The following is a 23,893-nucleotide window of genomic DNA, read 5'->3' on the forward strand; positions in this document are numbered from 1 at the left end:
GAAAAACGTAGAGTCTGATTATGCTTCTACGGACGAACGACCGTTCACTTAGCCTCACTCAGCCAGTCGGGTAGATCGTGTAGCCCCATTGCCTGACGTACCAGCGTCGGTTTCACGCCGGGGAGCGAGTCTGCCAGCACCAGGCCCAGGTCGCGCAACAGTTTTTTCGCCGGGTTTTGACCCGCGAAAAGTTCGCGGAAGCCCTGCATGCTGGCAAGCATGACGGCGGCGCTGTGTTTTCGCTTGCGTTCATAGCGCCTGAGATACAGATGCTGGCCGATGTCTTTGCCCTGTGCCTGTAGGCGCTTCAGTTCCGCAATCAGATCCGCCACGTCCATAAAGCCGAGGTTCACGCCCTGACCCGCCAAAGGATGAATCGTGTGAGCCGCATCGCCGGCCAACACCAGACGATGCGCCGCGAAACTGCGGGCATAGCGTCCCGTCAGCGGGAACGTTTGTCGTTCACTTTCTACTTTGCATAACCCCAGGCGCAAATCGAAAGTCATTGACAACTGTTGGTTAAACGCGTCTTCGGGTAACGTCTGCATGGCCTGAGCCTGCTGCGGAGAGAGCGACCAGACAATCGAACTGAGATGCGGGTCGCTCAGCGGCAGAAACGCCAGAATTCCGTCGCCGTGGAACACCTGACGCGCCACGGCGTGGTGGGGAGACGCGGTGCGGATGTTGGCGATCAACGCATGATGATCGTAATCCCAGAAGGTCAGGGGAATATCCGCGTGCTGGCGCAGCCAGGAGTGCGCGCCGTCGGCAGCGACGACCAAACGAGCGGTCAGCATGCTGTCATCCTGCAATGTGATAAAGGCTTCGTTTTCACCCCATGCGACCTGTTTTAACCCCGCTGGCGCCAGCAGAGTAATGTCGCCGGATCTGCTTGCTTTCTGCCACAGCGCCTGCTGAATAAGCGTATTCTCGATAATATGGCCGAGATGTGAAAAGCCAAACTCTTCACCGCTGAAGCGGATTTTGCCAAAGCTGTCTTTATCCCAGACCTCCATGACGTTATAGGGGCTGACGCGCTGTGCGGCCAGGCTTTCCCAGACGCCCAGATGACGAAGCAGACTCTCGCTGGCGGCGTTGATGGCGGAAACCCGCAATGCAGGCGCGTTTTCGGGCGGTCGTATGTCAACCGGCTGTTTTTCGAGGACGGCGATGCGCAGACCATTGCCTTGCAGACCGCAAGCGAGCGCCAGGCCTACCATACCGCCACCGGCAATAACCACATCGAATGATTGCATACACGTATTTTCCTGTTTTGTCCTGCTGCCGAATGCGATTAACGCTCGACCCAGCCCAGCGTGCGGCGGGCAAACGCATCACGCATCAACGGCAGATTATTCATGGCCATCAGCCCCAGATTGCGGCCGATTTCCAATGCGGTATAGCGGTTGGCAAAAAGCCTGACCAGCCCGTCGGTAATCGCCACGGTGGTCTGCTGATCGGGTCGGCGGCGCTGCTGGTAACGGCTGAGTACGCTGTAGTGACCCGGGTCCCGATGATGTTGAACGGCTTCGACCACCGTTTCCGCCAGCGACATGACATCCCGCAGGCCCAGATTAAAGCCTTGCCCGGCGATTGGGTGTAATGTCTGCGCCGCGTTGCCCACCAGCGCCAGACGATGGCTGATATGCTGGCTGGCAGTCAGTAATCGTAACGGATAGCTGTGGCGTTCACCGACGTGAGCGATCGCGCCCAGACGCCAGCCAAACGCCCGCTGTAACTGCCGGCGAAATTCGTCTTCACGCCAGTTATCAACCTGAGTTTGCTGGCGGCGATCGTGGCACCAGACCAGCGAACTGCGCCCTTTGCTCATGGGTAACATCGCCAGCGGGCCGTGCGGCGTAAAACGTTCGAATGCGCGCCCCTGATGCGTTTCGGCCGTCGTCACGTTGGCGATAACGGCGATTTGGCCGTAGTCGCGCTGTTGCCACCGAATCCCGCAGGATTCCGCCAGCGTTGAGCTGGAACCATCGGCGGCCACCATGAGTTGTCCGGTCAGTACCGCACCGTTATCCAACGTCAGCCTCGCCTCGCTTTGCGTACGGACAACGGCAACCACGCTTGCCGGACAGTGCAGATGTACGCCCGGAGCCTGTTTCAGCAGAGAGAACAGCCGCTGGCCCGCTTCATGCAGTTCCACAACGTGCCCCAACGCGGGCACGTGATAGTCCGAGGCAGTCAGCTTAACAAAGCAGGCATGGCCGCGATCGCTGACGTGAATGTCGGTTATCGCGCTGGCGCAACTGGCCAGCGTTTGCCAGATGCCGATGGTTTCCAACTGCTGGCGGGTGCCTTCCGACAAGGCAATCGCTCTGGCGTCAAAGCCCGGATGTTGGCGTTCGAGCGGCGATTTCGCTTCGATCAGCGCTACGGGAACGCCTCCTTGTGAAAGTGTGGATATCGCCAGCGCCAGCGTTGCGCCTGCCATCCCTCCGCCGACAATCATTATCGTCATGGTTTTATCCTGATACTTAATTTCGGGCGGCGGCTAGGCAGAATGTCTTTGCGCCATGATCGCTTCAATTTCGTCGGCGTCTTTCACCACGCCGGCCGTCAGGTTTTCGTTGCCAGCCTCGGTGATCAGAATGTCATCTTCAATACGCACCCCAATTCCCCGATATTGCTGCGGCACTTTGGCATCGGGCGAGATATACAGGCCGGGTTCGACCGTCAGCACCATGCCGGGTTCGAGCGGGCGGCCGCGATCGGAGCAACCGTAATCGCCGACATCGTGTACGTCCAGCCCCAGCCAGTGGCCAAGCCCGTGCATGAAGAACTGACGGTGCGCCTGTTCAGCAATCAACGCATCGACTTCACCGTGCAGAATACCCAGTTTGACCAGCCCGCTGACCATGACGCGCACCACTTCATCATTGACGTCACGGATGCTGCGGCCGGGAGCAAACAGCGCCAGCGCCTTGAGTTGCGAGCGCAGTACGATGTCGTAAATGGCGCGTTGTGGTTTGGTGAATTTGCCATTGACCGGAAAGGTACGGGTGATATCCCCGGCGTAGCTGCGGTATTCACATCCGGCGTCGATGAGCACCAAATCGCCGTCGCGCATTTGGGATTCATTTTCAGTGTAGTGCAGAATACAGGCGTTATTGCCGCTGCCGACAATGGTGTTGTAAGAGGGATAGCGCGCGCCATGACGGGTAAATTCATGATGAATCTCCCCTTCAAGCTGGTATTCAAACATGCCGGGGCGACAAATCTGCATAGCGCGGGTATGCGCCAGCGCGGTGATTTCCCCGGCGCGGCGCATCACATCAATTTCCGCCTGTGATTTAAACAGCCGCATTTCGTGCACCCATGGACGCCAGTCGGTGAGGGTGGGCGGCGCGGAAAAGTTCTTACGGGCGCCGCCGCGCAATGTCTCCAGCGAGGCGAAGAGCAGCTTGTCGGCGTAGTCATATTGTCCCTGCGCATGATAAATCACGTCCAGACCGTTGAGCAGCAGATGTAGCTGGGCGTCAATTTCATTAAACGGCAGCGCCCGGTCGACGCCCAGTTTGGCGGGCGCGTCGTTCTGACCCAGACGCCGGCCGAACCAGATCTCGGCCTTCAGATCGCGCACACGGTTGAATAGCACGCTATGGTGATGTTTTTCGTCGCTTTTAATCAGCAACAGCACCGCTTCCGGCTCGTTAAATCCGGTAAAATACCAAAAGTCGCTATTCTGACGATAAGGATAGACACTGTCCGCATTGCGCGTCGTTTCGGGTGCGGCAAAAATGATCGCGGCGCTGGCGGGCGCCATTTTCTCCAGCAGTGTCCGACGACGACGAAGGAATTCTTGTGGATTCATCACCTGCTCCTGAAAATATACCGTGCAGCCTTGCGATACCTGTTTTTGTACCGCAGCGAATTAATGCAGCGTCGGTTTCTTCTGAACCGGCGCGACAACTTGTTGGCTGGTAAATCCGTTATGACACAAAATGGCCGATACACGAACATACTCAATCACTTCTTCAAGTGATTGTTCCAGCTCTTCCTGATCTTCATCTTCGTCATAGCCTAATTGGGCGATGTTGCGTAAATCATCAATGGCTTCTTTCAGTTCACCCTCGGCTTTGTTCAGACGCGGTTGAACCACCCCCAACCCCAGCAAAAAGTGGTTTACCCAGCCCGCCAGCGCATCGGCACGGTCAAATACCGTGTTCGCCTTGTCGCCGTCGTCAGGCAGGAATAGCTGAAACATGAAACCTTCGTCTTCGAGCGTTTCACGCGTCACCTGATACAGGTGCTGGATCGGTTGAGACAGCGTGTGCGGAAAGGCCATCCCTTCGTTCGTCAGTTCAAAAACCAGCGTACGCCAGCTGTCATCGTGGTTGCCGCCGCACAGCATGCCGCAGATCAAGCCATGCATTTCTGCGGCGGTTAGGGCGATTTGCTGCTGGTGGAGCAGTTGGTCGAGGGCTTCATAGCCAGGAAACGTATTCTCTATAGACATGCGGATTCGTCATCGTTGGCAGGATTAGTTCGTGTTATGCTACCACCAAGCCCGGTGGGGATACCAGAAAGGGCTTGTATCTTATATTAGGGGTATATATAGTGGCGCCCGCTTTAACTGGCCCGACGCCAGAGAGCTCAGGATCTATTCCATGCGGGCGCGAAAACGAAATAAGGCAGGAAGGTGGCATGTCTGCACAACCCGTAGATATTCAGATTTTTGGCCGTTCGTTAAGAGTCAACTGTCCGCCAGAACAACAGGATGCATTGAATCAGGCTGCGGAAGATCTTAACCAGCGGTTGCAAGATCTCAAAGTACGCACTAGAGTCACAAATACGGAGCAACTGGTGTTTATCGCCGCGCTGAACGTGTGTCATGAACTGGCGCAGGAGCGGGGTAAAACCCGGGATTACGCGGCGAACATGGAACAGCGTATTCGTATGCTGCAACAGACGATTGAACAGGCGCTGTTGGAGCAAGGACGTATTACGGAACGCCAGGGACCGCAGTTTGAGTAACATTGAATTTTGACAAAAGTCCGGTGTTTTTGCGCAATAAGACGTGATAAGGTCTTTAACGAGTAACGAATTAAAATTTCTCTGAGGTGTTCGTCAGCGGGCCAGTCCCCTGAGCCGATATTTCAAACCAACAGAATGTAGCGCTCCGTGGTTGGTGAGCATGCTCGGTTCGTCCGAGAAGCCTTAAGACTGCGACGCTATATTCACCTTGAACCAAGGGTTCAAGGGTTACAGCCTGCGGCGGCATCTCGGAGATTCCCTTTCTTTCACGCACGATCGTCTTGGCTATCGTTTCCGTTTTCGTATGCAGCCTACATCATCATTCGTATCGTCCCTTTCATCCGCTCGACATCGTCAGCAAATCCGCCAGGATATGCGCCAGCGCCGTCGTCAGATCACGCCGGAACAGCAGATGCTATTCGCTCAACAGGCGGCGGATCGGGCTTCTCTTCATCCTAAAATACAACAAGCGCAGCGCGTGGCGGCATTTCTTTCGTTCGATGGCGAACTGGATACACAGCCGCTGATTCAGCAATTTTGGCTGTTGGGGAAGCAGGTTTATTTGCCGGTACTCCATCCGTTCAGCGCCGGGCATTTGCTGTTCCTGCGTTACGCGCCGGATACCGAACTGGTGATGAATCGCCTGAAGATTCTGGAACCGCGGCTGGATGTGCGGCAGGTGCTGCCGACGCAACAGCTGGATGTGCTGCTGACGCCGCTGGTGGCGTTTGACCATCTGGGACAACGGCTGGGGATGGGCGGCGGTTTCTATGATCGCACCTTACAGCATTGGCCGCGGCGCGGGCCTTATCCGATAGGTCTGGCCCATGATTGCCAGCAGGTTGATGGCTTACCCAGCGAGCATTGGGACATTCCGTTGCCGGAAATCATTACGCCTTCACGTTGTTGGCGATGGTGATTTGGTTTGTTTGAGCGCCTGTTAAAGAAACACAACAAGGAGAAGAGAATATCAAAGTGCGTAATATTTTTAATGGATCGATTGAATTGGCGTATGCATGAAGAAAAATGAATACGTGGGAAAATATTAAAAGCATAATAAAAAATACAGATAATGATTGCCTAATAATAAATTAGATAATCATTATCTGTTAAATGATTTAGTATTAAAAACAAGTTAATTTGAAATATATGTTCTTTCATCAAGAAATTTCTATCGTAAAAGTTCAATGTATTAAGCATGTTAATTAACATGCCTGGTAAAAAGGATAAATAAAATTGACAAATATAAAAGCCAGATATATCTTTTTCTTATCTTACTAATTAAATCATTATACTGCCAACCATACTCTTATTCACTTAGGGAAACTTTTATGTCTATAATTTAATTGTCCACAAGGAGATGATGATGAAGTGGTGTAAAAATATATCTGCTGATATTATCGGAAAGAGTCAAGAAAATGTAATAAATATCCAAGCTGGTTTCGGTCCTACAGGGCTACCCCATATTGGTACATTATGTGAAGTGTTAAGAACGGACATTATAAATAAATATTTTACTGACTTAGGGTACAAGGTTAATTTTTTCCTAATATCTGATGATCTCGACCCCTTTAGAAAGGTTCCTTCTAATATTCCTGAAGCAGATACATTCACACCTTTTCTTGGTAAGCCTATTTGCATGGTTCCTGATCCATTTCATGAATTTAATTCATTCTCGAATATGGCTGAAGACCGACTCATGAAACTGGTAAAAGACTACGGTATAGAATGTCAACTTATCAGAAGTTCAGATGCATATCGTAGTGGATTTTATAATAAAACCATTAAATTTTTTTTAGAAAAATACGATGAGATAAATGAGTTGTGCCGTATGTCTACTGGAGCGTTAAGGCAGAGAACTTACAGCATGATAATGCCATTATCTAAAATAACAGGTAATGTTCTTGAGCACATAAAAATTACTGAAATTGATCACAAACGAGGTGAGATTACTTACTTCATACCTTCAGATGAAGTGGTTAACAAACCAGGTTTTGAGTATGGTGTTTCTCTGGCTGAATTTTATAAAGACGAAGTCCTGGATCGTGAAATGAAAATTTCGGCGCTTAATGGTGAATGTAAACTTCAGTGGAAAGCGGATTGGGCCATGCGACAACTTGTAAGAAATATTGATTTCGAAATGCATGGTGAGGATTTACGCGCTTCAGCATCTGTGGTCAGAAAAATAGCGGAAACCCTCAACTACAAACCTCCCATATTATATTCATATGGCCTTTTTCTAGATGTAAAAGGAAAGAAAATATCAAAATCAAAAGGTAATGGATTCTCTCTGGAAGAGGCTCAACTACTGCTTTCTCATGCCGCTATCAATAAATTTCTTTCTACCGACCCAAAGCGTTCTCGTCGCTTTTATCCCGCGATGTCCCCCCGTCTTAATGATATCGCTGATCATAACAACCAAAATATAATTAGTCATCATAAGTTATCTCGTATTCTTACTGCCTTTAACCCTCTGAGCAAAACCGCGGCAAGAACATTTCTAGAAAGCAAAGTGCCTTTATTACTCAACGACAAAGACAAAGTCGAACGTTGTATTGAATTATTTTTCAGAGTTAATATAAATAATAAACCGGTTTTCGGACTTACCGAAGATGAAGTTTATATTTTTTACAGGTTAGCGCAGCGAATTGAGGCTTTACATAATCAACCCCGTTGCGAAATTTGTGATTCGATACTCGAAACGCTATCAGAAAACCTTCCCGGAAAATCGCGTCATGAACGCTATCAACTTCTATACCGTGGCCTTTTAGGTACTGATAGCGGACCACGACTCAAAACCTGGATAACAATGCACTCACACAAAGAGATAGTATTTCGGCTAAATAATCCATATAGAGCGGAGCATGCTAATCCAGAAAAAAATTTCTTTCCATCTCTTAGAAGCAACGCAGTTATTAAAGGAGAAAAAAGAATGCGTAAGCCTGCCTTAACAACAGAGATAAGAATGGATGAAGTTCAGAATCATTGTAATATTCTGGTGTCTTCACTTCGAGAGAGAAAAGAGAGTATTGTGAAGTCACTTTCCGGTTACCAGTGCAAGAACGTTACGTTGGATGAAATTTCACGTTCTTGTGATTTTCTTGAAAATATTTCTGCGAACAAAGAATATTTCGTCAAAAGAATAAATGGAGTAACATCATTCCTTCCCCTTAATCAGCCCATTTATGCTTCTGTGTGCTTTGGATTCATTCCGTCTTTGATGGCGGATGATGTTTGTATTCGCCCACCGACAGCGATGCATGAACACTACAGATATCTGATGAACGCATTAGATCTACCGAGTTTTTCAAGTGCTTTACAAATATCATTTGAAGATAAAGATATTTTTCTCAGTAAGCGGGTAAATGTTACTGATGCGGTGATTTTTACCGGAACGCCTGAGAACGCCCGAAAGGTCAGAAAACATTTCAGGCGAGATGCGCTCTTCATCCTGAATGGTGCGGGTCATAATCCGCTGATAATTTCCGATGACGCAGACCTTAACAATGCTCTGGATTCCACTTTAAGGGTAGTACTTTACAATCAGGGACAAGATTGCGCAGGACCGAACGCTATCCTTGTTCATCATGATATACATAAACAATTTACTGACATGCTGATAGCGGCACTGAAGGCCCGCCAGCATCAAGTTGGACACTATAGAGAAAACAATGTGATTGTGGGCCCTAACAGTGATATAGACCACTGCATAAAAATGGCTTATGAGTTTCGTACCCATCGTCAATACTGTATCTATGGAGGAGAAACCAACCCCGTTACTGGAATGATTAAACCCACTGTATTTTCGAAGCCGTTAATGGAAGGCGGTAATTACCGTGAGTTTTTCGCACCAGTATTTTTTATACAGAAATATGACCATGATGATGAGCTTGAAACATACTTTTCTCACTCACAATATTCTGGTAATGCGATGTACATTTCACTGTTTGGTTCGAGCAGGTTTATTGATAATGGGCTCAGTGGTACGCTACATCGCCCGGAAAGCATACTACGTAATACAGACCTGCATATTGAAGAGCGTGGTTTTCTTCCCTATGGTGGGCAAGGAACGGCAGCCTCATGCCTTTGGATAAACGGCCAAAGAATCAACGGCAGTACGCTTCCTCAAAGAGATATTTTTAACTACCTGGTTAAACCCGTACTGGAAGCGCAATGACAGAAAACGCTTGGAGATCCCGCTTTACGACCCTGAACATGATAATTGCAGCATCCCTGGTAGGGCTGGTCACTGGGTACACATTGCCTTTGATCAGTCTGAAGCTTGCGGAACAAGGACACAACACCGCGACGCTCGGTATTCTGGCAGCGCTACCCGCCGCTGGAATGATGTTATCTTCTTTTATTACGCCATTGCTCAGTCGTCGCCTACATGCAAGATACCTTTTATCGGGTAGTCTTATTATCCTTGCAGCGTCAACCGTTGCTTCATACCTGCTGTCACACCCCATGCTATTAATCTTACCTCGATTGCTAACGGGGCTGGCGTCGGGGCTCCTGGTTGTACTGGGGGAAAGTTGGATCACCAGTTGCGCTTCAAATAAACACAGAGCGACATTGACTGGGTTGTATACCTCAGTTTTCACTGGATGTCAGTTGATGGGGCCGCTGCTTATTACCGCCGGGGAGAATATTCAAGCATATGCGCTATGGCTGATTTGCGGCGTGTCTGGCGCTTGTGCGCTCATGTTGAAAAATTGCGCTGATATGATCCGGGCGGAGGAAAAGTCTTCTGCCTCTTACAGGAGCCTTGTACCATTTCTACCTGCGATTGCTTCAGGCGTATTCTGCTTTGCTTTCTTTGATGCCAGCATACTCTCGCTCTTTCCTCTCTATGGCGTGGCGCAAGGTATAGACCAAAAGTCTGCGATATTAATGGTAACGCTTATCTTTCTGGGGGATGCTTTATTCCAGACGCCGATTGGATGGCTGGCGGACAAATGCGGCATCATAAAAACGCATATCGGCTGTGGCGTTCTTTTCTGTTTTATGCTGATTTTAATCACATTTTCATTCTCTTCCCCAGCGCTTCTGGCTTCAGTTTGTATCATTCTTGGTGCGGTGGCAGGGGGACTTTACACGCTTTCCCTTGTCCGGGCTGGTCAGATTTTTGCCGGTCAGCGACTGATTGTGATGAATTCACTGCTGGGATTGTTTTGGTCTGCTGGCAGTATCACCGGCCCTCTTCTTTCCGGTGCGGTCATTGCGTTTTATGGTTATGACGGGCTGATTGCGGTATTACTTTTAACGGGGGTTTTGTTTGTCAGCATGCAATGCATGTTAAGAAAAGCGTGTTATCAAGTCCGCTAGGGGAATAACTGACCTAATCTGTGACTGAAGATCAAACGGGGCTTTTTGAAGGTGTTGTTGAATCGGTCAGCGTCAATGCCCATTAAATTATGTTGATGGGCCAACAGATTCAACAACGATTAAACAGTGCGGTCTACGTGCCATTCCCCAGCATTTGCTGCACCAGTTCCACACAACGCAGAAAACGCGAGTCATAGTCTGATTCTGTGACGTGCACATACTGGATATGGTTTTCCGCCAGCATGGTTTTCAGCAGGTTCTGGAATTCCTGACGCGCGGAAGAACTGCCCAGGCTGCGTAGCCCGTCGGCCACCCACGGCGTATTGTTTTCCAGCAGAATGACCAGATCGAATCGGTATTCATCCACTAGCGCCTGAACAAACGGGTGTTCGCGCCCCTCGTACTTTTTGCAAAAGGCCTGCGTGGTCACGAAGTCGGTATCGATAAAAGCCACTTTGTTGGCGTACTTAACGGCAAAGTCGATGTATTGCGCCTGGCCCAGCGCGATTTTATCGTAGTCGGAATATTGCAACGCCATTTCGTCCCCGCCTAAATGGGAGAATACGTAGTCACGGCCATATTCCCAGGCGCTGGTGGTGTTGAAAATGTTGGCCAGCTTGTTCACCAGCGTGGATTTCCCGCTGGATTCCCCGCCCAAAATCGCCACCGTACGCACAAAGAACGGTTTGACTTCCGTGGGAATATATTCCCAATAGCGGAAAGGATCGTGGCGGATTTGCGTTCCGCTGATGCTCATGAACGAGCGCTGCGGGTCGATGAGAACGGTTTCGATACCTAAGTGTTTACGGTATTGCGGCGTGTCCTGCTCTTCGCTGGTATAGACGAAATTAGGCGCAATGTTTTTTTCCCGCATAAAATCATGAATGCCTTTGCTCCAAACGTCCCAGCCGTGCGGGTACGGCTCCATCCCTTGTTCATTGAACGCATGGATACGGATATTTTTCTGATATTTAAAGGTTTGCAACAGCCAGCGCAGGCGATCGCTGACGGTTGGCTGTTGCGACATGGAACTGTTTTCAAACAGCAGGCGGTCACGCGGTTCGTCATAACCCAGAATGACATGCAGCTCATCCACCTGACTGCACGCGCGCTGAATCAGATAGATATGACCGGTATGCAACGGATAAAACTTGCCGAAGACGACGCCCACTTTTTTTTCATGGCGGGGAAATTCCAGACCGAGAAAGCGGTGCAGCGCTTCCAATTTTTGCGCGCTGGGGCTTTTGATCTTGGCGTTGAGCAACTGGCTGAGGTAGCCCTTAGTCATATTCGTCGCATCCGCGACCTGTTGTAAGGTCCATCCCTTTTGCCGGATGGCGGATTTTAAATACTCGAATGGTGACATAATCCGACACTCTTGTTTAGCGTACTAAACAAGATAACACAGCGCGACGTTGAAAATCGCTCCCGGCGATTTTTTATTCGCCCCATCCCTGGGGCTCACCCTACGGGCCGTCGCTGTACGACGTTGAAAATCGCTCCCGGCGATTTTTTATAGATCGTTGAGAATATCTAGCGCGTCAGCCAGCTTTTTGACGCCGAAAACCTGCATATTGGCCGGTAGCTTTTTCGGCATATTGGCGTGGGGAACGATGGCCCGCTTGAAACCGTGTTTGGCGGCTTCAGCAATACGCTCCTGACCGCTTGGCACCGGACGGATTTCACCCGCCAGTCCGACCTCGCCGAACACCACCAGATCCTGCGGCAAAGGACGATCGCGCAGGCTGGACACCAGCGACAGCAGCAGCGCAAGATCGGCGCTGGTTTCCGTCACTTTGACGCCGCCCACCACGTTAACGAACACATCCTGATCCGACATCTGTAACCCGCCGTGGCGGTGCAGTACCGCCAGCAGGATCGCCAGACGATTCTGTTCCAGCCCCACCGCGACCCGGCGAGGGTTCGCCATCATTGACTGATCCACCAGCGCCTGAATTTCCACCAGCAGCGGACGGGTGCCTTCCCACACTACCATCACCGAACTGCCGGAAGTGATTTCGTCACCGCGGCTGAGGAAAATCGCCGAAGGGTTGCTGATTTCGCGCAGCCCCTGTTCGGTCATGGCGAAAACGCCCAGCTCATTGACTGCGCCGAAGCGGTTTTTATGGCTGCGCAGGGTGCGAAAACGTGAATCGGCGTCGCCATCCAGCAATACCGAGCAGTCGATACAGTGTTCCAGCACTTTCGGGCCCGCCAGCGAACCATCTTTGGTGACATGGCCGACCATAATAATGGCGACGCCGCGGGTTTTGGCAAAGCGGGTCAGGTAGGCCGCGGTTTCACGTACCTGCGCGACGCTGCCGGGGGAGGATTGAATTTCAGCCAGGTGCATAACCTGAATAGAGTCAATCACCATCAGCTTTGGTTGTTCCTGTTCGGCAATCAGGCAAATCTGTTCGATGCTGGTTTCAGACAGCATGTTCAGGTTGTGGGCGGGCAACCCGAGACGATGAGCCCGCATCGCCACCTGCTGCAACGACTCTTCCCCGGTGACGTAGAGGGTTTTCATGTGCTCGGATAGTTTGCACAGCGTTTGCAGCAGCAGGGTGCTTTTCCCGGCACCCGGATTACCGCCGATCAGGATCGCGCTGCCCGGCACCACGCCGCCGCCCAGCACGCGGTCGAACTCCTGAAAACCGGTAGAAAAACGGGGCAGCGCCTCAAGGCTGATTTCAGAGAGTTTTTGCACCCGGCTGACGCCCGCACTTTCACCGGCATAACCGGTCAGGCGATCGGCGCGTGAGGAGGAAGGGGACGCCGCCAGACGAACTTCGGTAATGGTATTCCAGGCATGACAGGCGCTGCATTGTCCCTGCCAGCGAGGATAATCTGCTCCACATTCATTACACACAAAGGCGCGTTTGACGGCTTTTGCCACGGATTACCTCAAGTCTGATTAGCGTTTTTCATGTCTCATGCTGCCGCTGAGGATACACAATACCCCGGTCAGGTCAGCATGACGGATCGTCACAGCGGACTGTTCGTTGACCTTTGGTTTGGCATGATAGGCGATGCCCAGACCAGAAGCTTTGATCATCAGCAGATCGTTGGCGCCATCACCGATGGCAACCGTCTGCTGTAAGGGAATATCCAGTTTTTCCGCCAGCGCACGCAACGTGGCGGCTTTGTATTTCGCATCGACAATCGGGCCGATGACTTCGCCAGTCAGTCTACCATCCCACATGCCCATTTCATTGGCGACGGCGGCAACCAGCCCTAGCTTTTCACGCAGATAATCGGCGAAATAGGTAAACCCGCCCGAGGCAATCGCCACATGCCAACCCGCCGCCTGAAGCTGGCTGACCATGTTGGTCAGACCCGGCATCAGCGGCAGATTTTTACGCACTTTATGAAGAATGTTGGCATCGGCGCCTTTTAAGGTGCCCACACGCTGACGCAGACTGGCGGAGAAATCCAGTTCCCCGCGCATCGCCCGTTCGGTGACTTCGGCGACCAACTCTCCCGTTCCCGCTAGTTTGGCAATTTCATCGATACATTCAATCTGAATCGCGGTGGAATCCATATCCATCACCAGCAGGCCGGGGGCGCGAAGGGTCGGGGCGTTACGTATCGGAGCGACATCCATCCCCAGCTCATGCGCCAGCTTTGATGCCCTGGGCGTGAGCGTACCCGCCAGCCGAACCACCTGATAATCGCCCACGGCCCAGGCGCTGACTATCACCATTGCCACGCCCAGTTCGCGCTGATAGCGGGAGAGCCGATTTTTGTCGAGTGTGCCGCTGTATAGCAGCCAGCCGGTGTCCCCGGCGCGATAATCGAGCGGCATCACTTCATCACCGCTCAGTGATAGCGGCAGTCCCGGCCAACAGTTAATCTCATTCGGGAGATCACAATAGGTCAGACTATTCGACATGGGGCAAATCCTCTAGTGGCGGTTATTACGTGGCATAGAATGGGGGAGCTGTCCGGGGTATCTGCCACTGCCACAGGATCGCAACCACAAACATATCCACCGAAAACTGGGCAACAAGCTATCCTATCGTCGGCGCTTCTGGCAACATTAAAGTATCCAAATCGCGTAAGGATTATCATGGTTCAGGCTCGGGTAAAATTCCGCCTTCATCGTACAGTCATTGTGCTCATTTGCCTGGCGCTGCTGGTGGCGCTAATGCAGGGCGCTTCCTATTTCAGTTTGAGCCACCAGGCGGCCCGTTCGGAACAGGTTGAGGAGTTGGCGCAAACCTTGACCAGACAGGTGGCTTACAGCGTTGCTCCGCTGATGGACGACACAGATGATAACAACCAGAAAATGAATGACATACTCCAGCAGCTCACGGAGTATAGCCGGATTCTGGATGCCGGGATTTATAAGCAGGATGGTTCGCTGGTCGCCCGTGCGGGGGAGCAGGTTCAACTGCGGGATCGGCTGGCGCTGGACGGCAATCGGGTCGGCAGCTATTACAATCATCAACGGGTGCAGCCCATTGAGGGCAAAGACGGCCCGATAGGATTCCTGCGCATCACCCTTGATACGCATGTGCTGGCGACCGAGGCCAGACAGGTGGATAACACCACCAATATTCTGCGCTTGATGATATTGCTGTCGCTGGCGATCGGCATCATCCTGACTCGAACGTTGTTGCAGAACCATCGCACCCACTGGCAGCAGTCGCCTTATTTACTCACGGCCGGAAAGCCGGTTAAAGAAGACGATGGCAGCGAAGAGAGCAGAAATGCATTTGCGGACGATACTGACGCGCGCAAGGCGGACAAAAAGAAGAAAATCTAGCCCGTTCGATCTTTCAGCCGCCAATTGTGTATGAACGCTAAATCAGGGAAAATACCCGGCTTACGATTTATTCCCGCTTTGCCTGACGCAGACATCGGTGTGTTTTTGACTCGATGCTGACGCCGGGTGGCTAACAGAAGAAACCTGAAAATCATGTCTCCAAGTGAATACGCCCGCGAAGTCTCGAAAAGAAGAACATTCGCCATCATCTCCCACCCTGACGCCGGTAAAACGACGATTACAGAAAAAGTATTGTTGTTCGGACAGGCAATCCAGACGGCCGGTACGGTTAAAGGGCGTGGTTCAAGTCAGCATGCGAAATCCGACTGGATGGAGATGGAGAAGCAGCGGGGTATCTCCATTACCACCTCGGTCATGCAGTTTCCTTATCGGGAATGTCTGGTCAACCTGCTGGATACCCCAGGGCATGAAGACTTCTCCGAAGATACCTACCGTACGCTGACGGCGGTGGACTGTTGTTTGATGGTCATCGATGCGGCGAAAGGGGTCGAGGATCGGACGCGCAAACTGATGGAGGTGACGCGCCTGCGTGATACGCCGATCCTGACGTTTATGAACAAGCTGGATCGTGATATCCGCGATCCGATGGAAGTGCTGGACGAAGTGGAAAACGAACTGAAGATTGCCTGCGCGCCCATCACCTGGCCGATTGGCTGCGGCAAGCTGTTCAAAGGGGTTTATCATCTTTATAAAGATGAAACCTACCTTTATCAAAGCGGTAAAGGGCACACGATTCAGGAAGTTCGTATCGTGAAAGGGCTGGATAACCCGGAGCTGGACATTGCCGTCGGCGAAGAGCTGGCGACGCAACTGCGCGAAGAACTGGAATTGGTGAAAGGCGCCTCGCACGAGTTTGAACGGGAACCGTTCCTGTCCGGCGAGCTGACGCCGGTATTCTTTGGTACGGCGCTGGGAAACTTCGGCGTTGATCATATGCTGGATGGGTTGGTTGCCTGGGCGCCCGCGCCGATGCCGCGTAGGACCGATAAGCGCGAAGTGGCGGCGGCCGAAGAGAAATTCACCGGTTTCGTCTTCAAGATTCAGGCCAATATGGACCCGAAACACCGTGACCGCGTGGCGTTTATGCGCGTGGTTTCCGGCAAATATGAGAAAGGGATGAAGCTGCGTCAGGTACGGACCGGCAAAGATGTGGTGATTTCCGATGCGCTGACCTTTATGGCGGGCGATCGTTCTCACGTCGAGGAAGCCTGGCCGGGCGATATCATTGGCTTGCACAACCACGGCACGATCCAGATTGGGGATACCTTTACCCAGGGTGAAGAGATGAAATTCACCGGTATTCCTAACTTTGCGCCTGAACTGTTCCGCCGTATCCGGTTGCGCGATCCGTTAAAACAGAAACAATTGCTGAAGGGGTTGGTACAGCTTTCTGAAGAAGGCGCGGTACAGGTCTTCCGCCCGCTGACCAACAACGATCTGATCGTTGGAGCCGTCGGTGTGTTGCAGTTTGATGTGGTTGTGGCGCGATTGAAGACCGAGTACAACGTGGAGGCCATCTACGAATCCGTTAACGTTTCCACTGCCCGCTGGGTTGAATGTCGTGATGTGAAGAAATTTGAAGAGTTCAAGCGCAAGAATGAACAGCATCTGGCGTTAGACGGTGGCGATAATCTGACCTATATAGCGCCGACGCTGGTCAACCTGAACCTGACGCGGGAACGTTATCCTGATATTGAGTTCCATAAAACGCGTGAGCATTAATTGCCATCGCTCAAATAACCGCCTTGTTTTTTAATATTTTTTTGCCTTTCAAATAACGCGAACCGATAAAGTTTTACCGTCTATGGGTTCGCGTTTTCTATGCTATATCAATCCATTGTATTTAAAGCGCTCAGCAAGACATGCTTGTTTTCTACCACAGACAAATCTGAATTCCCGCCAGTTCCAATGCTTTTCATCCAATCGCCCTGTGAATTTACAGTCAGTGGTCTATAGTTAACAACGTGTTAAGTGCTTAGTTTGTTTAACTGTTAACGTGATTATGGATAGTGTGTTGTTTTGACTTGCTTGTTTTCAAAGAGATAAAGCTCTAATGATCGCGTCATTTTGTGTCGTTATCATACGCGGCTTTATGGCGCTGATTGCAGGCTTGGAACGCACGCGTTATTTCCCTGCGTTAATGTGGTCCGAGGGTTTTTTTTCGGGCATTGAAAGAGAAAACATAAAGGAAGAAATGGATGAAAAAGACCAAACTCACACAATCGCTGATCGCTGTCATTCTGGGTTCAATCCTGGCCGGTGGTACCGCCATTGCTGAAGATTCAGTGGGGCAGAAAATGCAACGTATTGCAGATACCACAGGTGAGAAAGTAGATAGCTCGGTAAATAAAGCTTCAGGCTACGTGAGCGATAGCACAACCACAGCAAAAGTAAAAAGCGCCCTGCTGAAGGATAAAACCATTACCAGCGGCGACATTTCCGTCGAGACGTCCAACGGGGTGGTCACGTTAAGCGGTTTCATCGGTAGTCAGGAAATAGCGGCTCGTGCCGTGGAAATCGCCACCCAGGTTGAAGGCGTTACGTCCGTTAGTGACAAGCTACAGGTCAAAGACGGTGCATCACAGTCAGTCAGTGCTTATGCGGGTGATGCCATGACCACCAGTACCATCAAAGCCAAATTGCTGGCGGATGACATTGTTCCGTCCCGTAAGGTGAAAGTTGAAACACATGAAGGCATCGTGTTGTTGAGCGGTGAAGTCGATAATCAGGCTCAGTCGGCACGAGCTGAAAGTATTGCCAAAGCCGTTGATGGTGTAAAAAGCGTCAAGAATGATTTAACGATTAAAGGATAACAGTTTATAAAGGTGGGTTGTTCGCGCTGTCGGATAACCCTCTCTAACCTGCAAAACACAGCACCACCACGATTTTTAATTTTCGGGTAAGGAGAGTCTATGTTTCGTTGGGGAATTATCTTTTTAGTTATCGCATTGATCGCTGCGGCGCTGGGTTTTGGTGGTTTGGCTGGCACTGCGGCAAGTGCGGCTAAGATCGTTTTCGTTGTCGGGATTATTATCTTCCTGGTGAGCTTGTTTCTTGGCCGCAAGCGGCCTTAGATTTAAACCCTCGTAACGTAATATCACTTAATGTGGCGGCCATGCCGCATGGCTGTCATATTTAGCTGAAACACTGTCGGCGGTATTTGCTGAATTTCGATCTTTTATCAGGGGGTAGATGATGAATAGCGATATCGTTTTAGGCAAATGGAAACAATGGAAAGGAAACTTCTGGGCGCTGTGGGCTGAATGGTTTGACAGTGACTGCGCTTGGCTGGAAGGGAACAACGATTATTTATCCGGTGTGATGCAAGAAGGTTACGGAAAGGCCAATAAACAAGTATCCTCCGAAGAGAAAGTATTACACTGAGGAAGTAAGGAAGCGTGTCGATATTACCCTCTGTCGGAAGCCCCGCGCTTGCGACTTCATCCTCTTTTATCGATACCCATTGTCATTTTGATTTTCCGCTGTTTTACGATAATGCTTTCGCAAGTCTTCAATTGGCGGCGGCGGCTGGTGTGGAACGTATCATTATCCCTGCTGTGGCGGCACACTATTTTGAGCGTGTATTGACGCTGGTTCGTGCCCATTCTCCCCTTTATTGCGCCCTGGGGCTCCATCCGCTCTATATTTCACAGCATGCCGACGCCGATCTGACACGGTTGGAGGCGAACCTGCGTCAGAAACCTGAAAAGCTGGTGGCGGTGGGCGAGGTCGGGTTGGATCTTTATATGCAAGCGCCGCACTTTGAGCGCCAATGCCGGATGCTTGAGACGCAGTTGAAACTGGCGAAACGGTACGATCTCCCGGTTATCCTCCATTCGCGCCGTACCCACGATCAGCTGGCGCAGTTGTTGCGGCGCGTTGATGTGCCGCGTACCGGCGTCGTCCATGGGTTTGCCGGCAGTCTGGAACAGGCGCAGGCATTTATCCGGCTGGGTTACTACATTGGCGTCGGCGGAACGATCACCTATTCCAGAGCCAATAAAACACGTCAGGCGATTGCGCGCCTTCCCCTCGATCGCCTGCTGCTGGAAACTGACGCGCCGGATATGCCGGTCAGCGGCTATCAGGGACAACCCAATCGCCCGGAACGGGTTATCAACGTATTCCAGTCACTTTGTCAGTTGCGACCGGAGCCTGCCGAGAAACTGGCGGCGGCGATATATCAAAACACCCTCCGACTTTTTGCCCTCGGCTGAAAACATGATCGCGTTTTTCCCCAGCGAATCATGTGATTTAACTTGATTTTTCGTCCGTATCCTCGCGCGGGTGTCATTTTTTTTTCATATAATGGTAACAAAAGTGTGGTCCATGTCTCTATTTGCTATTTTGACTTATTCGATGTTGTATCTATTTGTGACATAAGTTGGCTACTGTCCAACGGCGGTTTCTATCATCAGCCCGGTTATCACACTTTTGCAAAAAAATGATTACTGACAGACGCACTATAGGGAATGACACATGCAACTTATCATGAGTCTTATCGGCATGATTGTACTGATATTGTTCGCGGTTATGCTTTCCAGTAATCGTAAAGCGATCAGATTACGCACTGTACTGGGTGCTTTTATTATTCAGATTGGTATTGGTGCGCTGGTGTTGTATGTGCCATTGGGACGCCGGGTTTTAGGGGGGATGACGCAAGGCGTGGCTAACATCATTTCCTACGGTAATCAGGGCGTATCTTTTATGTTTGGCGGCCTCACGTCCGACAAAATGTTTGAAGTGTTTGGCGGCGGCGGGTTTGTTTTCGCATTTCGCGTACTGCCGATTATTGTTTTTTTCTCATCACTGATTGCCGTGCTCTATTACATGGGGGTGATGCAATGGGTCATTCGGCTGCTTGGCGGCGGGTTACAGAAACTGCTGGGGACATCGCGCACGGAATCGCTTTCCGCTACGGCGAATATCTTCGTTGGACAGACAGAAGCGCCGCTGGTGGTCCGCCCGTATATCGCCAATATGACGCAGTCAGAATTGTTTGCCGTCATGTGTGGCGGACTGGCCTCTATCGCGGGTTCGGTCATGGCCGGCTATGCGCAGATGGGGGTGCCGCTGGAATACCTGATCGCAGCTTCCTTTATGGCCGCGCCCGGCGGGCTGTTGTTTGCCAAACTGATGGTGCCGGAAACCGAACAAACGCATGATCGCGAGAAGATCAGCGGATTTGTCGACGAAGAGGAACGACCGGCCAACGTTATTGATGCGGCGGCGAGCGGGGCGGCGTCCGGTATGCAACTGGCGCTGAACGTGGGCGCCATGCTGCTGGCGTTTATCGCGCTGATTGCTTTGCTTAACGGTATTCTCGGCGGGGTAGGCGGCTGGTTTGATTATCCTCAACTGTCGCTGGAGTTAATTTTAGGCTGGCTTTTCTCGCCAGTGGCGTTTTTGATTGGCGTTCCCTGGGATGAGGCCGCCATTGCCGGTTCGTTTATCGGCCAGAAGCTGATCGTCAATGAATTCGTTGCCTACATGAATTTTAGCGAGTATCTGAAAACGGACGATGAGGTTGCCGCCGCTGGCTTAGCGTTATTGTCCGAACATACCAAAGCCGTTATCTCATTCGCACTTTGTGGGTTTGCTAACCTGTCATCGATAGCTATTCTTATTGGGGGGCTGGGCAGTATGGCGCCGAATCGACGTCAGGATATTGCCCGGTTTGGTTTGAAAGCGGTAACGGCGGGCACGCTGTCAAACCTGATGAGCGCCAGTATTGCAGGCTTTTTTTTAGCGCTGTGATTAACGGCGAGTGATAATGGGCGGGAGTTTCCCATTATTTGTTGAAGGTTGAGGTGCTGGATTGCCCTGAGAATAATTTCTCCTTCAAGAGTAACACGACATGCTTTCTGCTTTTATTGATGATATTGAATGGATAACCTTTCCGCAGGCAATGGATGGCACCGTATATCCTGGTATTGGCGCTCGCTGTCATTTTCATTTGTCTGCTTATTCTGACGCCTTGTTCTCTCAGGCCGGTATCCCTTTTTGTGATGTCCTTGAACGCTCGGTGCCAAAACGCCGTGCCGAGTATCTGGCGGGGCGCTGTTTGGCCATGCAGGTATTGCGTAAACTGGGATACGCGGATTTCATTCTGAACGTCGGCGAGGACCGCTCTCCGGTGTGGCCTGACAATGTTGCCGGTTCGTTGAGCCACAATAGGGATAGCGTCTTGTGTGCTGCGCATCTTTGCAATGGCGCGCTGCCCTGTGTGGGGGTGGATATTGAGGCGTACATATCCGATGAGCGGGCGTATTCCCTCTGGCCGGGTATTATTGATGATGAGGAATATCAGTGGTTTCAAGAACGTGAGGAGACGTTTTGCTGTCTGTTGACGCTGAGCTTCTCTGCCAAAGAGAGCCTGTTTAAAGCACTCTATCCGCAGATTAAACGCTATTTTGATTTTCTCGATGCCAGAATGGTGGCGTTAGACTGCGCGAAACAGGTTTTTGAGCTGGAATTACTGACTGACCTGACGCCGCAGTTCTATGCCGGGCGTCGCTTCAAAGGCACCTATATGCTCAGGCCGCACGATGTCACGACGTTTATATATTGCTGAATTTTATGGCGGGCCTCCTGCCCGCCACCCTTCGGGCCGTTGCTATGCAACGTTGAAAAATGTGCGCGGCGTTTTTTTATGGCGGGCCTCCTGCCCGCCACCTTTCGGGCCGTTGCTATGCAACGTTGAAAAACGTGCGCGGCGTTTTTTTATGGCGGGCCTTCTACCCGCCACTCTTCGGGCGTTTTAGAACTTATAGCTGACACCGCCATAAAGGGTACGACCTGACAGAAAGTAATCATTAGCCGTTGCGACGTAATCCCGTTTCTCGTTGGTTACGTTGTTCACGCCCAGTTTCAGATTAACGTTCTTGATCGGCGCATAGGCTGCGCCGACATCGACGGTATTAAACCCGCGAGTTTTGCTGACTTCTTTATCAAACAGGTACTGATTGCCGGTGTACTGGTAGGAAACATAGGCCGACAGATTTTCCAGCGCCTGCCAGCTTAGCTGGGTATTAACGGTATTTTTCGGCGTTTGTTTCAGCCGCATTTTGGTGTCACGGTCTTCAGCATTCACAATCGTCCAGTTCGTCGTCCAGTTCAGGCTTTCTGTCAGATCCACCCAGAGAGAGGTTTCGAGTCCTTGAATTCGGGCCTTACTCACGTTCTCATACGTCAGCTCCCTGGCGACCCGGTCCCAGGTCTGAACCTGGATCATATCCTTGATATCATTATTAAACAGCATTACGCCTGCGCCGAAACGTGCTGTTTCATACGCGGTTCCCAGTTCATAGCTGACGGAGGTTTCGGCTTTCAGGTCGGGATTGCCCACGACCTGGCATCGGCCACGGCAGGCTGCAACGGCGTAACCCTTGTAGAACTGGGCAATGGTCGGGGCTTTAAACGCTTTGCTCACCCCGCCCTTTACCACCCAGTTGTCGGTGAGACTGTAGTTGGCGTAGGCGCGCGGGCTGAACTCCGTACCATAGGTTTCATGGCTGTCCACGCGGCCGCCAAATGTTAACGCCAGATCGCCCAGTTTAAATTCATCCTGGAGGAAAACGGCGCCCTGATTCACGTCGACCGTGCCGTCTGTCAGGTTCATACTGTGTTTTAACGAGGTCAGACGATATTCACCGCCGCCGGTCAGCAGGTGATCGCCGAGATAACCGGAAATCTGTCCGTCCACCGTGTGGTTATCCTGGGTAATATCGGCCGCTCCGCCGTTGAGCTGAGAATTGTCCATCAGTTCAATATCTTCGTAGTAGTAGCGCAGTCGGGTATCAATGTTGTCCCAACTGCCGTTATGCGTTAAACCTAATCCAAGACGTTCCAGTTCCTGGAGGTTGTGTGTGGCGCTGCCGTAGTTATTCCAGTAAACGTCGCGGTCATCTTTGGTATAAGTCGCATCGAAATCCAGACTCTGACGCCCGTCGATAAGCCAGGTCAGGTTACCTAATACGTTGACGTAGTCGCGTTGTTCCAGCGCATCCGTATTCTGATTGAGGGATTGGTCGGTGCGCCAGGCGTCGCGTTTTCCGCCATCGACAATCAGGCTGCCCAGTAACTTATTTTCCAGTAACGGGCCGCTGACATAACCGTTTAACCGGTTGTGATCGCCGCCTGAGCCCTCTGTCGGGACTTCAAAGTTATAGCCAATCTCACCTTCGGCATCATTCCCCGGCTGGCGCAGGATGACATTCACCACGCCGCCCAGCGCATCGGCGCCGTATAAAGATGACATCGGGCCACGGATAACTTCAATGCGATCGATGGCGGATACCGGGACCGAGCTGAGATCGAAATCGTTGCCCATATTGCTGGCCAGCGTTTCCCGCGCATTGATGCGGCGGCCGTTAACCAGCAGCAGGGTATAGTCGGCCCTCATGCCGCGGATTTTGATCTCTTGACGGCCGTAGGTGGTTGACGGATTGAGATTAATCCCCGGCAGCTTTTTGACCGCATCGGAAATATTATTGACCGCCATTTTTTCCAGATCGGCGCGTGTCACCACGGACACGCTGGCTGGCGCGCTGAGCGCGGTATGTTTGGTCTGGGTAGCGGTGACCACAATGGTTTCATCATCCGTTGCGTTTTCCGCCGGCGCTACGGCGGGGAGCGCCAGAAGGCCCGTCAGCATCACTGAGCGATAAAGCTTATTGAGTGGCGCGTGTTTTTTTTGTTTTTGCTGCATATCAAAAACTCCGTCAGAATAGTGGAAAAAGGAAACAACCCCTAAATTTCTTACTGTGTTACCCGTCTGGCGGC

20 protein-coding genes and 1 other RNA gene are annotated in these 23,893 nt (G+C 51.3%); 13 read left to right on the top strand and 8 right to left on the bottom strand.

Translation table 11 applies throughout. The features are described 5' to 3' along the window. Positions 1-44 precede the first annotated feature (44 nt). From ubiI to EH207_RS01695, 4 genes are read right to left on the bottom strand one after another with little or no spacing between them, the layout of a single operon-like run. Positions 45-1,256 carry an FAD-dependent 2-octaprenylphenol hydroxylase gene (gene ubiI / locus EH207_RS01680; RefSeq protein WP_137712463.1) on the bottom strand — a complete coding sequence of 404 codons (1,212 nt, stop codon included), beginning with the start codon at positions 1,254-1,256 and terminating at the stop codon, positions 45-47. A 38-nt stretch (positions 1,257-1,294) separates the two neighbouring features. After that, entirely contained in the window at positions 1,295-2,473 is a 1,179-nt protein-coding gene (gene ubiH, locus EH207_RS01685; RefSeq protein ID WP_137712464.1) for a 2-octaprenyl-6-methoxyphenyl hydroxylase, read from the bottom strand. Positions 2,474-2,506: 33 nt separating this feature from the next. Then, positions 2,507-3,826 carry a Xaa-Pro aminopeptidase gene (gene pepP / locus EH207_RS01690; RefSeq protein ID WP_137712465.1) on the bottom strand — a complete coding sequence of 440 codons (1,320 nt, stop codon included), beginning with the start codon at positions 3,824-3,826 and terminating at the stop codon, positions 2,507-2,509. Positions 3,827-3,886: 60 nt separating this feature from the next. Further along, positions 3,887-4,471: a YecA/YgfB family protein gene (locus tag EH207_RS01695; RefSeq protein ID WP_137712466.1), complete on the bottom strand. Its 585-nt coding sequence runs from the start codon at positions 4,469-4,471 to the stop codon at positions 3,887-3,889. A 188-nt stretch (positions 4,472-4,659) separates the two neighbouring features. Between EH207_RS01695 and zapA the strand changes: the two genes are divergently transcribed. The 5 genes from zapA to EH207_RS01720 all read left to right on the top strand — a co-directional run bounded on the left by zapA (position 4,660) and on the right by EH207_RS01720 (position 10,317). After that, the gene (zapA, locus tag EH207_RS01700; RefSeq protein WP_109053904.1) at positions 4,660-4,989 is read left to right on the top strand and encodes a cell division protein ZapA; all 330 of its coding nucleotides are present in this window, start codon (positions 4,660-4,662) and stop codon (positions 4,987-4,989) included. Positions 4,990-5,064: 75 nt separating this feature from the next. Then, a non-coding RNA gene (gene ssrS / locus EH207_RS01705) (6S RNA) lies at positions 5,065-5,248 on the top strand. Between the two features lie 45 nt (positions 5,249-5,293). Next, positions 5,294-5,908, top strand: a complete 615-nt coding sequence (locus EH207_RS01710; RefSeq protein ID WP_137712467.1) for a 5-formyltetrahydrofolate cyclo-ligase — start codon at positions 5,294-5,296, stop codon at positions 5,906-5,908. 447 nt (positions 5,909-6,355) lie between these two features. Beyond that, a complete protein-coding gene (locus tag EH207_RS01715) occupies positions 6,356-9,166 on the top strand; it encodes an aldehyde dehydrogenase family protein (RefSeq protein ID WP_175413617.1) in 2,811 nt (936 codons plus the stop codon). Next, positions 9,163-10,317, top strand: coding sequence for an MFS transporter (locus EH207_RS01720; RefSeq protein ID WP_137712469.1), 1,155 nt, complete (start codon positions 9,163-9,165; stop codon positions 10,315-10,317). The genes EH207_RS01715 and EH207_RS01720 overlap by 4 nt, the downstream gene beginning before the upstream one ends. Positions 10,318-10,450: 133 nt before the next feature. On the opposite strand, the gene nadR is transcribed toward EH207_RS01720, so the two are convergent. The 3 genes from nadR to serB form a co-directional block, all read right to left on the bottom strand. Next, positions 10,451-11,683, bottom strand: a complete 1,233-nt coding sequence (nadR, locus tag EH207_RS01725) for a multifunctional transcriptional regulator/nicotinamide-nucleotide adenylyltransferase/ribosylnicotinamide kinase NadR (protein WP_137712470.1) — start codon at positions 11,681-11,683, stop codon at positions 10,451-10,453. 147 nt (positions 11,684-11,830) lie between these two features. After that, a complete protein-coding gene (radA, locus tag EH207_RS01730) occupies positions 11,831-13,216 on the bottom strand; it encodes a DNA repair protein RadA (RefSeq protein WP_137712471.1) in 1,386 nt (461 codons plus the stop codon). A gap of 18 nt (positions 13,217-13,234) precedes the next feature. Further along, the gene (serB, locus tag EH207_RS01735; protein ID WP_137712472.1) at positions 13,235-14,212 is read right to left on the bottom strand and encodes a phosphoserine phosphatase; all 978 of its coding nucleotides are present in this window, start codon (positions 14,210-14,212) and stop codon (positions 13,235-13,237) included. Positions 14,213-14,389: 177 nt separating this feature from the next. Between serB and EH207_RS01740 the strand changes: the two genes are divergently transcribed. From EH207_RS01740 to EH207_RS01775, 8 genes are all read left to right on the top strand, one after another. Continuing rightward, positions 14,390-15,088, top strand: coding sequence for a YtjB family periplasmic protein (locus EH207_RS01740; RefSeq protein WP_137712473.1), 699 nt, complete (start codon positions 14,390-14,392; stop codon positions 15,086-15,088). A 153-nt stretch (positions 15,089-15,241) separates the two neighbouring features. Next, positions 15,242-16,831, top strand: coding sequence for a peptide chain release factor 3 (gene prfC / locus EH207_RS01745; protein ID WP_137712474.1), 1,590 nt, complete (start codon positions 15,242-15,244; stop codon positions 16,829-16,831). Between the two features lie 476 nt (positions 16,832-17,307). Further along, on the top strand, positions 17,308-17,922 hold the full coding sequence (gene osmY, locus EH207_RS01750) for a molecular chaperone OsmY (RefSeq protein WP_137712475.1): 615 nt from the start codon (positions 17,308-17,310) through the stop codon (positions 17,920-17,922). A gap of 99 nt (positions 17,923-18,021) precedes the next feature. Then, a complete protein-coding gene (locus tag EH207_RS01755; RefSeq protein WP_137712476.1) occupies positions 18,022-18,183 on the top strand; it encodes a DUF1328 domain-containing protein in 162 nt (53 codons plus the stop codon). A 121-nt stretch (positions 18,184-18,304) separates the two neighbouring features. Continuing rightward, on the top strand, positions 18,305-18,493 hold the full coding sequence (locus EH207_RS01760; RefSeq protein ID WP_137715225.1) for a CsbD family protein: 189 nt from the start codon (positions 18,305-18,307) through the stop codon (positions 18,491-18,493). 14 nt (positions 18,494-18,507) lie between these two features. After that, complete coding sequence (locus EH207_RS01765) at positions 18,508-19,326, top strand: TatD family hydrolase (RefSeq protein ID WP_246048922.1); 819 nt, start codon at positions 18,508-18,510, stop codon at positions 19,324-19,326. Between the two features lie 262 nt (positions 19,327-19,588). After that, positions 19,589-20,866, top strand: coding sequence for a NupC/NupG family nucleoside CNT transporter (locus EH207_RS01770; RefSeq protein WP_137712477.1), 1,278 nt, complete (start codon positions 19,589-19,591; stop codon positions 20,864-20,866). A gap of 100 nt (positions 20,867-20,966) precedes the next feature. Further along, a complete protein-coding gene (locus tag EH207_RS01775) occupies positions 20,967-21,683 on the top strand; it encodes a 4'-phosphopantetheinyl transferase family protein (RefSeq protein WP_137712478.1) in 717 nt (238 codons plus the stop codon). A 186-nt stretch (positions 21,684-21,869) separates the two neighbouring features. Here EH207_RS01775 and EH207_RS01780 read toward each other — a convergent pair whose 3' ends face one another. Then, entirely contained in the window at positions 21,870-23,819 is a 1,950-nt protein-coding gene (locus EH207_RS01780) for a TonB-dependent receptor domain-containing protein (protein WP_137712479.1), read from the bottom strand. Between the last annotated feature and the right edge of the window lie 74 nt (positions 23,820-23,893).

The organism is Brenneria rubrifaciens, assembly GCF_005484945.1.
GTDB classification, from domain to species: Bacteria; Pseudomonadota; Gammaproteobacteria; order Enterobacterales; family Enterobacteriaceae; genus Brenneria; species Brenneria rubrifaciens.

Excerpts from the sequence above, each read along its gene's own strand:
- pepP (WP_137712465.1), bottom strand. The coding sequence starts at position 3,826 with ATGAATCCACAAGAATTCCTTCGTCGTCGTCGGACACTGCTGGAGAAA.
- EH207_RS01710 (WP_137712467.1), top strand. The coding sequence starts at position 5,294 with ATGCAGCCTACATCATCATTCGTATCGTCCCTTTCATCCGCTCGACAT.
- EH207_RS01760 (WP_137715225.1), top strand. The coding sequence starts at position 18,305 with ATGAATAGCGATATCGTTTTAGGCAAATGGAAACAATGGAAAGGAAAC.
- EH207_RS01720 (WP_137712469.1), top strand. The coding sequence starts at position 9,163 with ATGACAGAAAACGCTTGGAGATCCCGCTTTACGACCCTGAACATGATA.
- ubiI (WP_137712463.1), bottom strand. The coding sequence starts at position 1,256 with ATGCAATCATTCGATGTGGTTATTGCCGGTGGCGGTATGGTAGGCCTG.
- EH207_RS01780 (WP_137712479.1), bottom strand. The coding sequence starts at position 23,819 with ATGCAGCAAAAACAAAAAAAACACGCGCCACTCAATAAGCTTTATCGC.
- ubiH (WP_137712464.1), bottom strand. The coding sequence starts at position 2,473 with ATGACGATAATGATTGTCGGCGGAGGGATGGCAGGCGCAACGCTGGCG.
- prfC (WP_137712474.1), top strand. The coding sequence starts at position 15,242 with ATGTCTCCAAGTGAATACGCCCGCGAAGTCTCGAAAAGAAGAACATTC.
- EH207_RS01770 (WP_137712477.1), top strand. The coding sequence starts at position 19,589 with ATGCAACTTATCATGAGTCTTATCGGCATGATTGTACTGATATTGTTC.
- EH207_RS01695 (WP_137712466.1), bottom strand. The coding sequence starts at position 4,471 with ATGTCTATAGAGAATACGTTTCCTGGCTATGAAGCCCTCGACCAACTG.
- serB (WP_137712472.1), bottom strand. The coding sequence starts at position 14,212 with ATGTCGAATAGTCTGACCTATTGTGATCTCCCGAATGAGATTAACTGT.
- EH207_RS01755 (WP_137712476.1), top strand. The coding sequence starts at position 18,022 with ATGTTTCGTTGGGGAATTATCTTTTTAGTTATCGCATTGATCGCTGCG.
- EH207_RS01715 (WP_175413617.1), top strand. The coding sequence starts at position 6,356 with ATGAAGTGGTGTAAAAATATATCTGCTGATATTATCGGAAAGAGTCAA.
- osmY (WP_137712475.1), top strand. The coding sequence starts at position 17,308 with ATGAAAAAGACCAAACTCACACAATCGCTGATCGCTGTCATTCTGGGT.
- nadR (WP_137712470.1), bottom strand. The coding sequence starts at position 11,683 with ATGTCACCATTCGAGTATTTAAAATCCGCCATCCGGCAAAAGGGATGG.
- EH207_RS01775 (WP_137712478.1), top strand. The coding sequence starts at position 20,967 with ATGCTTTCTGCTTTTATTGATGATATTGAATGGATAACCTTTCCGCAG.
- EH207_RS01740 (WP_137712473.1), top strand. The coding sequence starts at position 14,390 with ATGGTTCAGGCTCGGGTAAAATTCCGCCTTCATCGTACAGTCATTGTG.
- zapA (WP_109053904.1), top strand. The coding sequence starts at position 4,660 with ATGTCTGCACAACCCGTAGATATTCAGATTTTTGGCCGTTCGTTAAGA.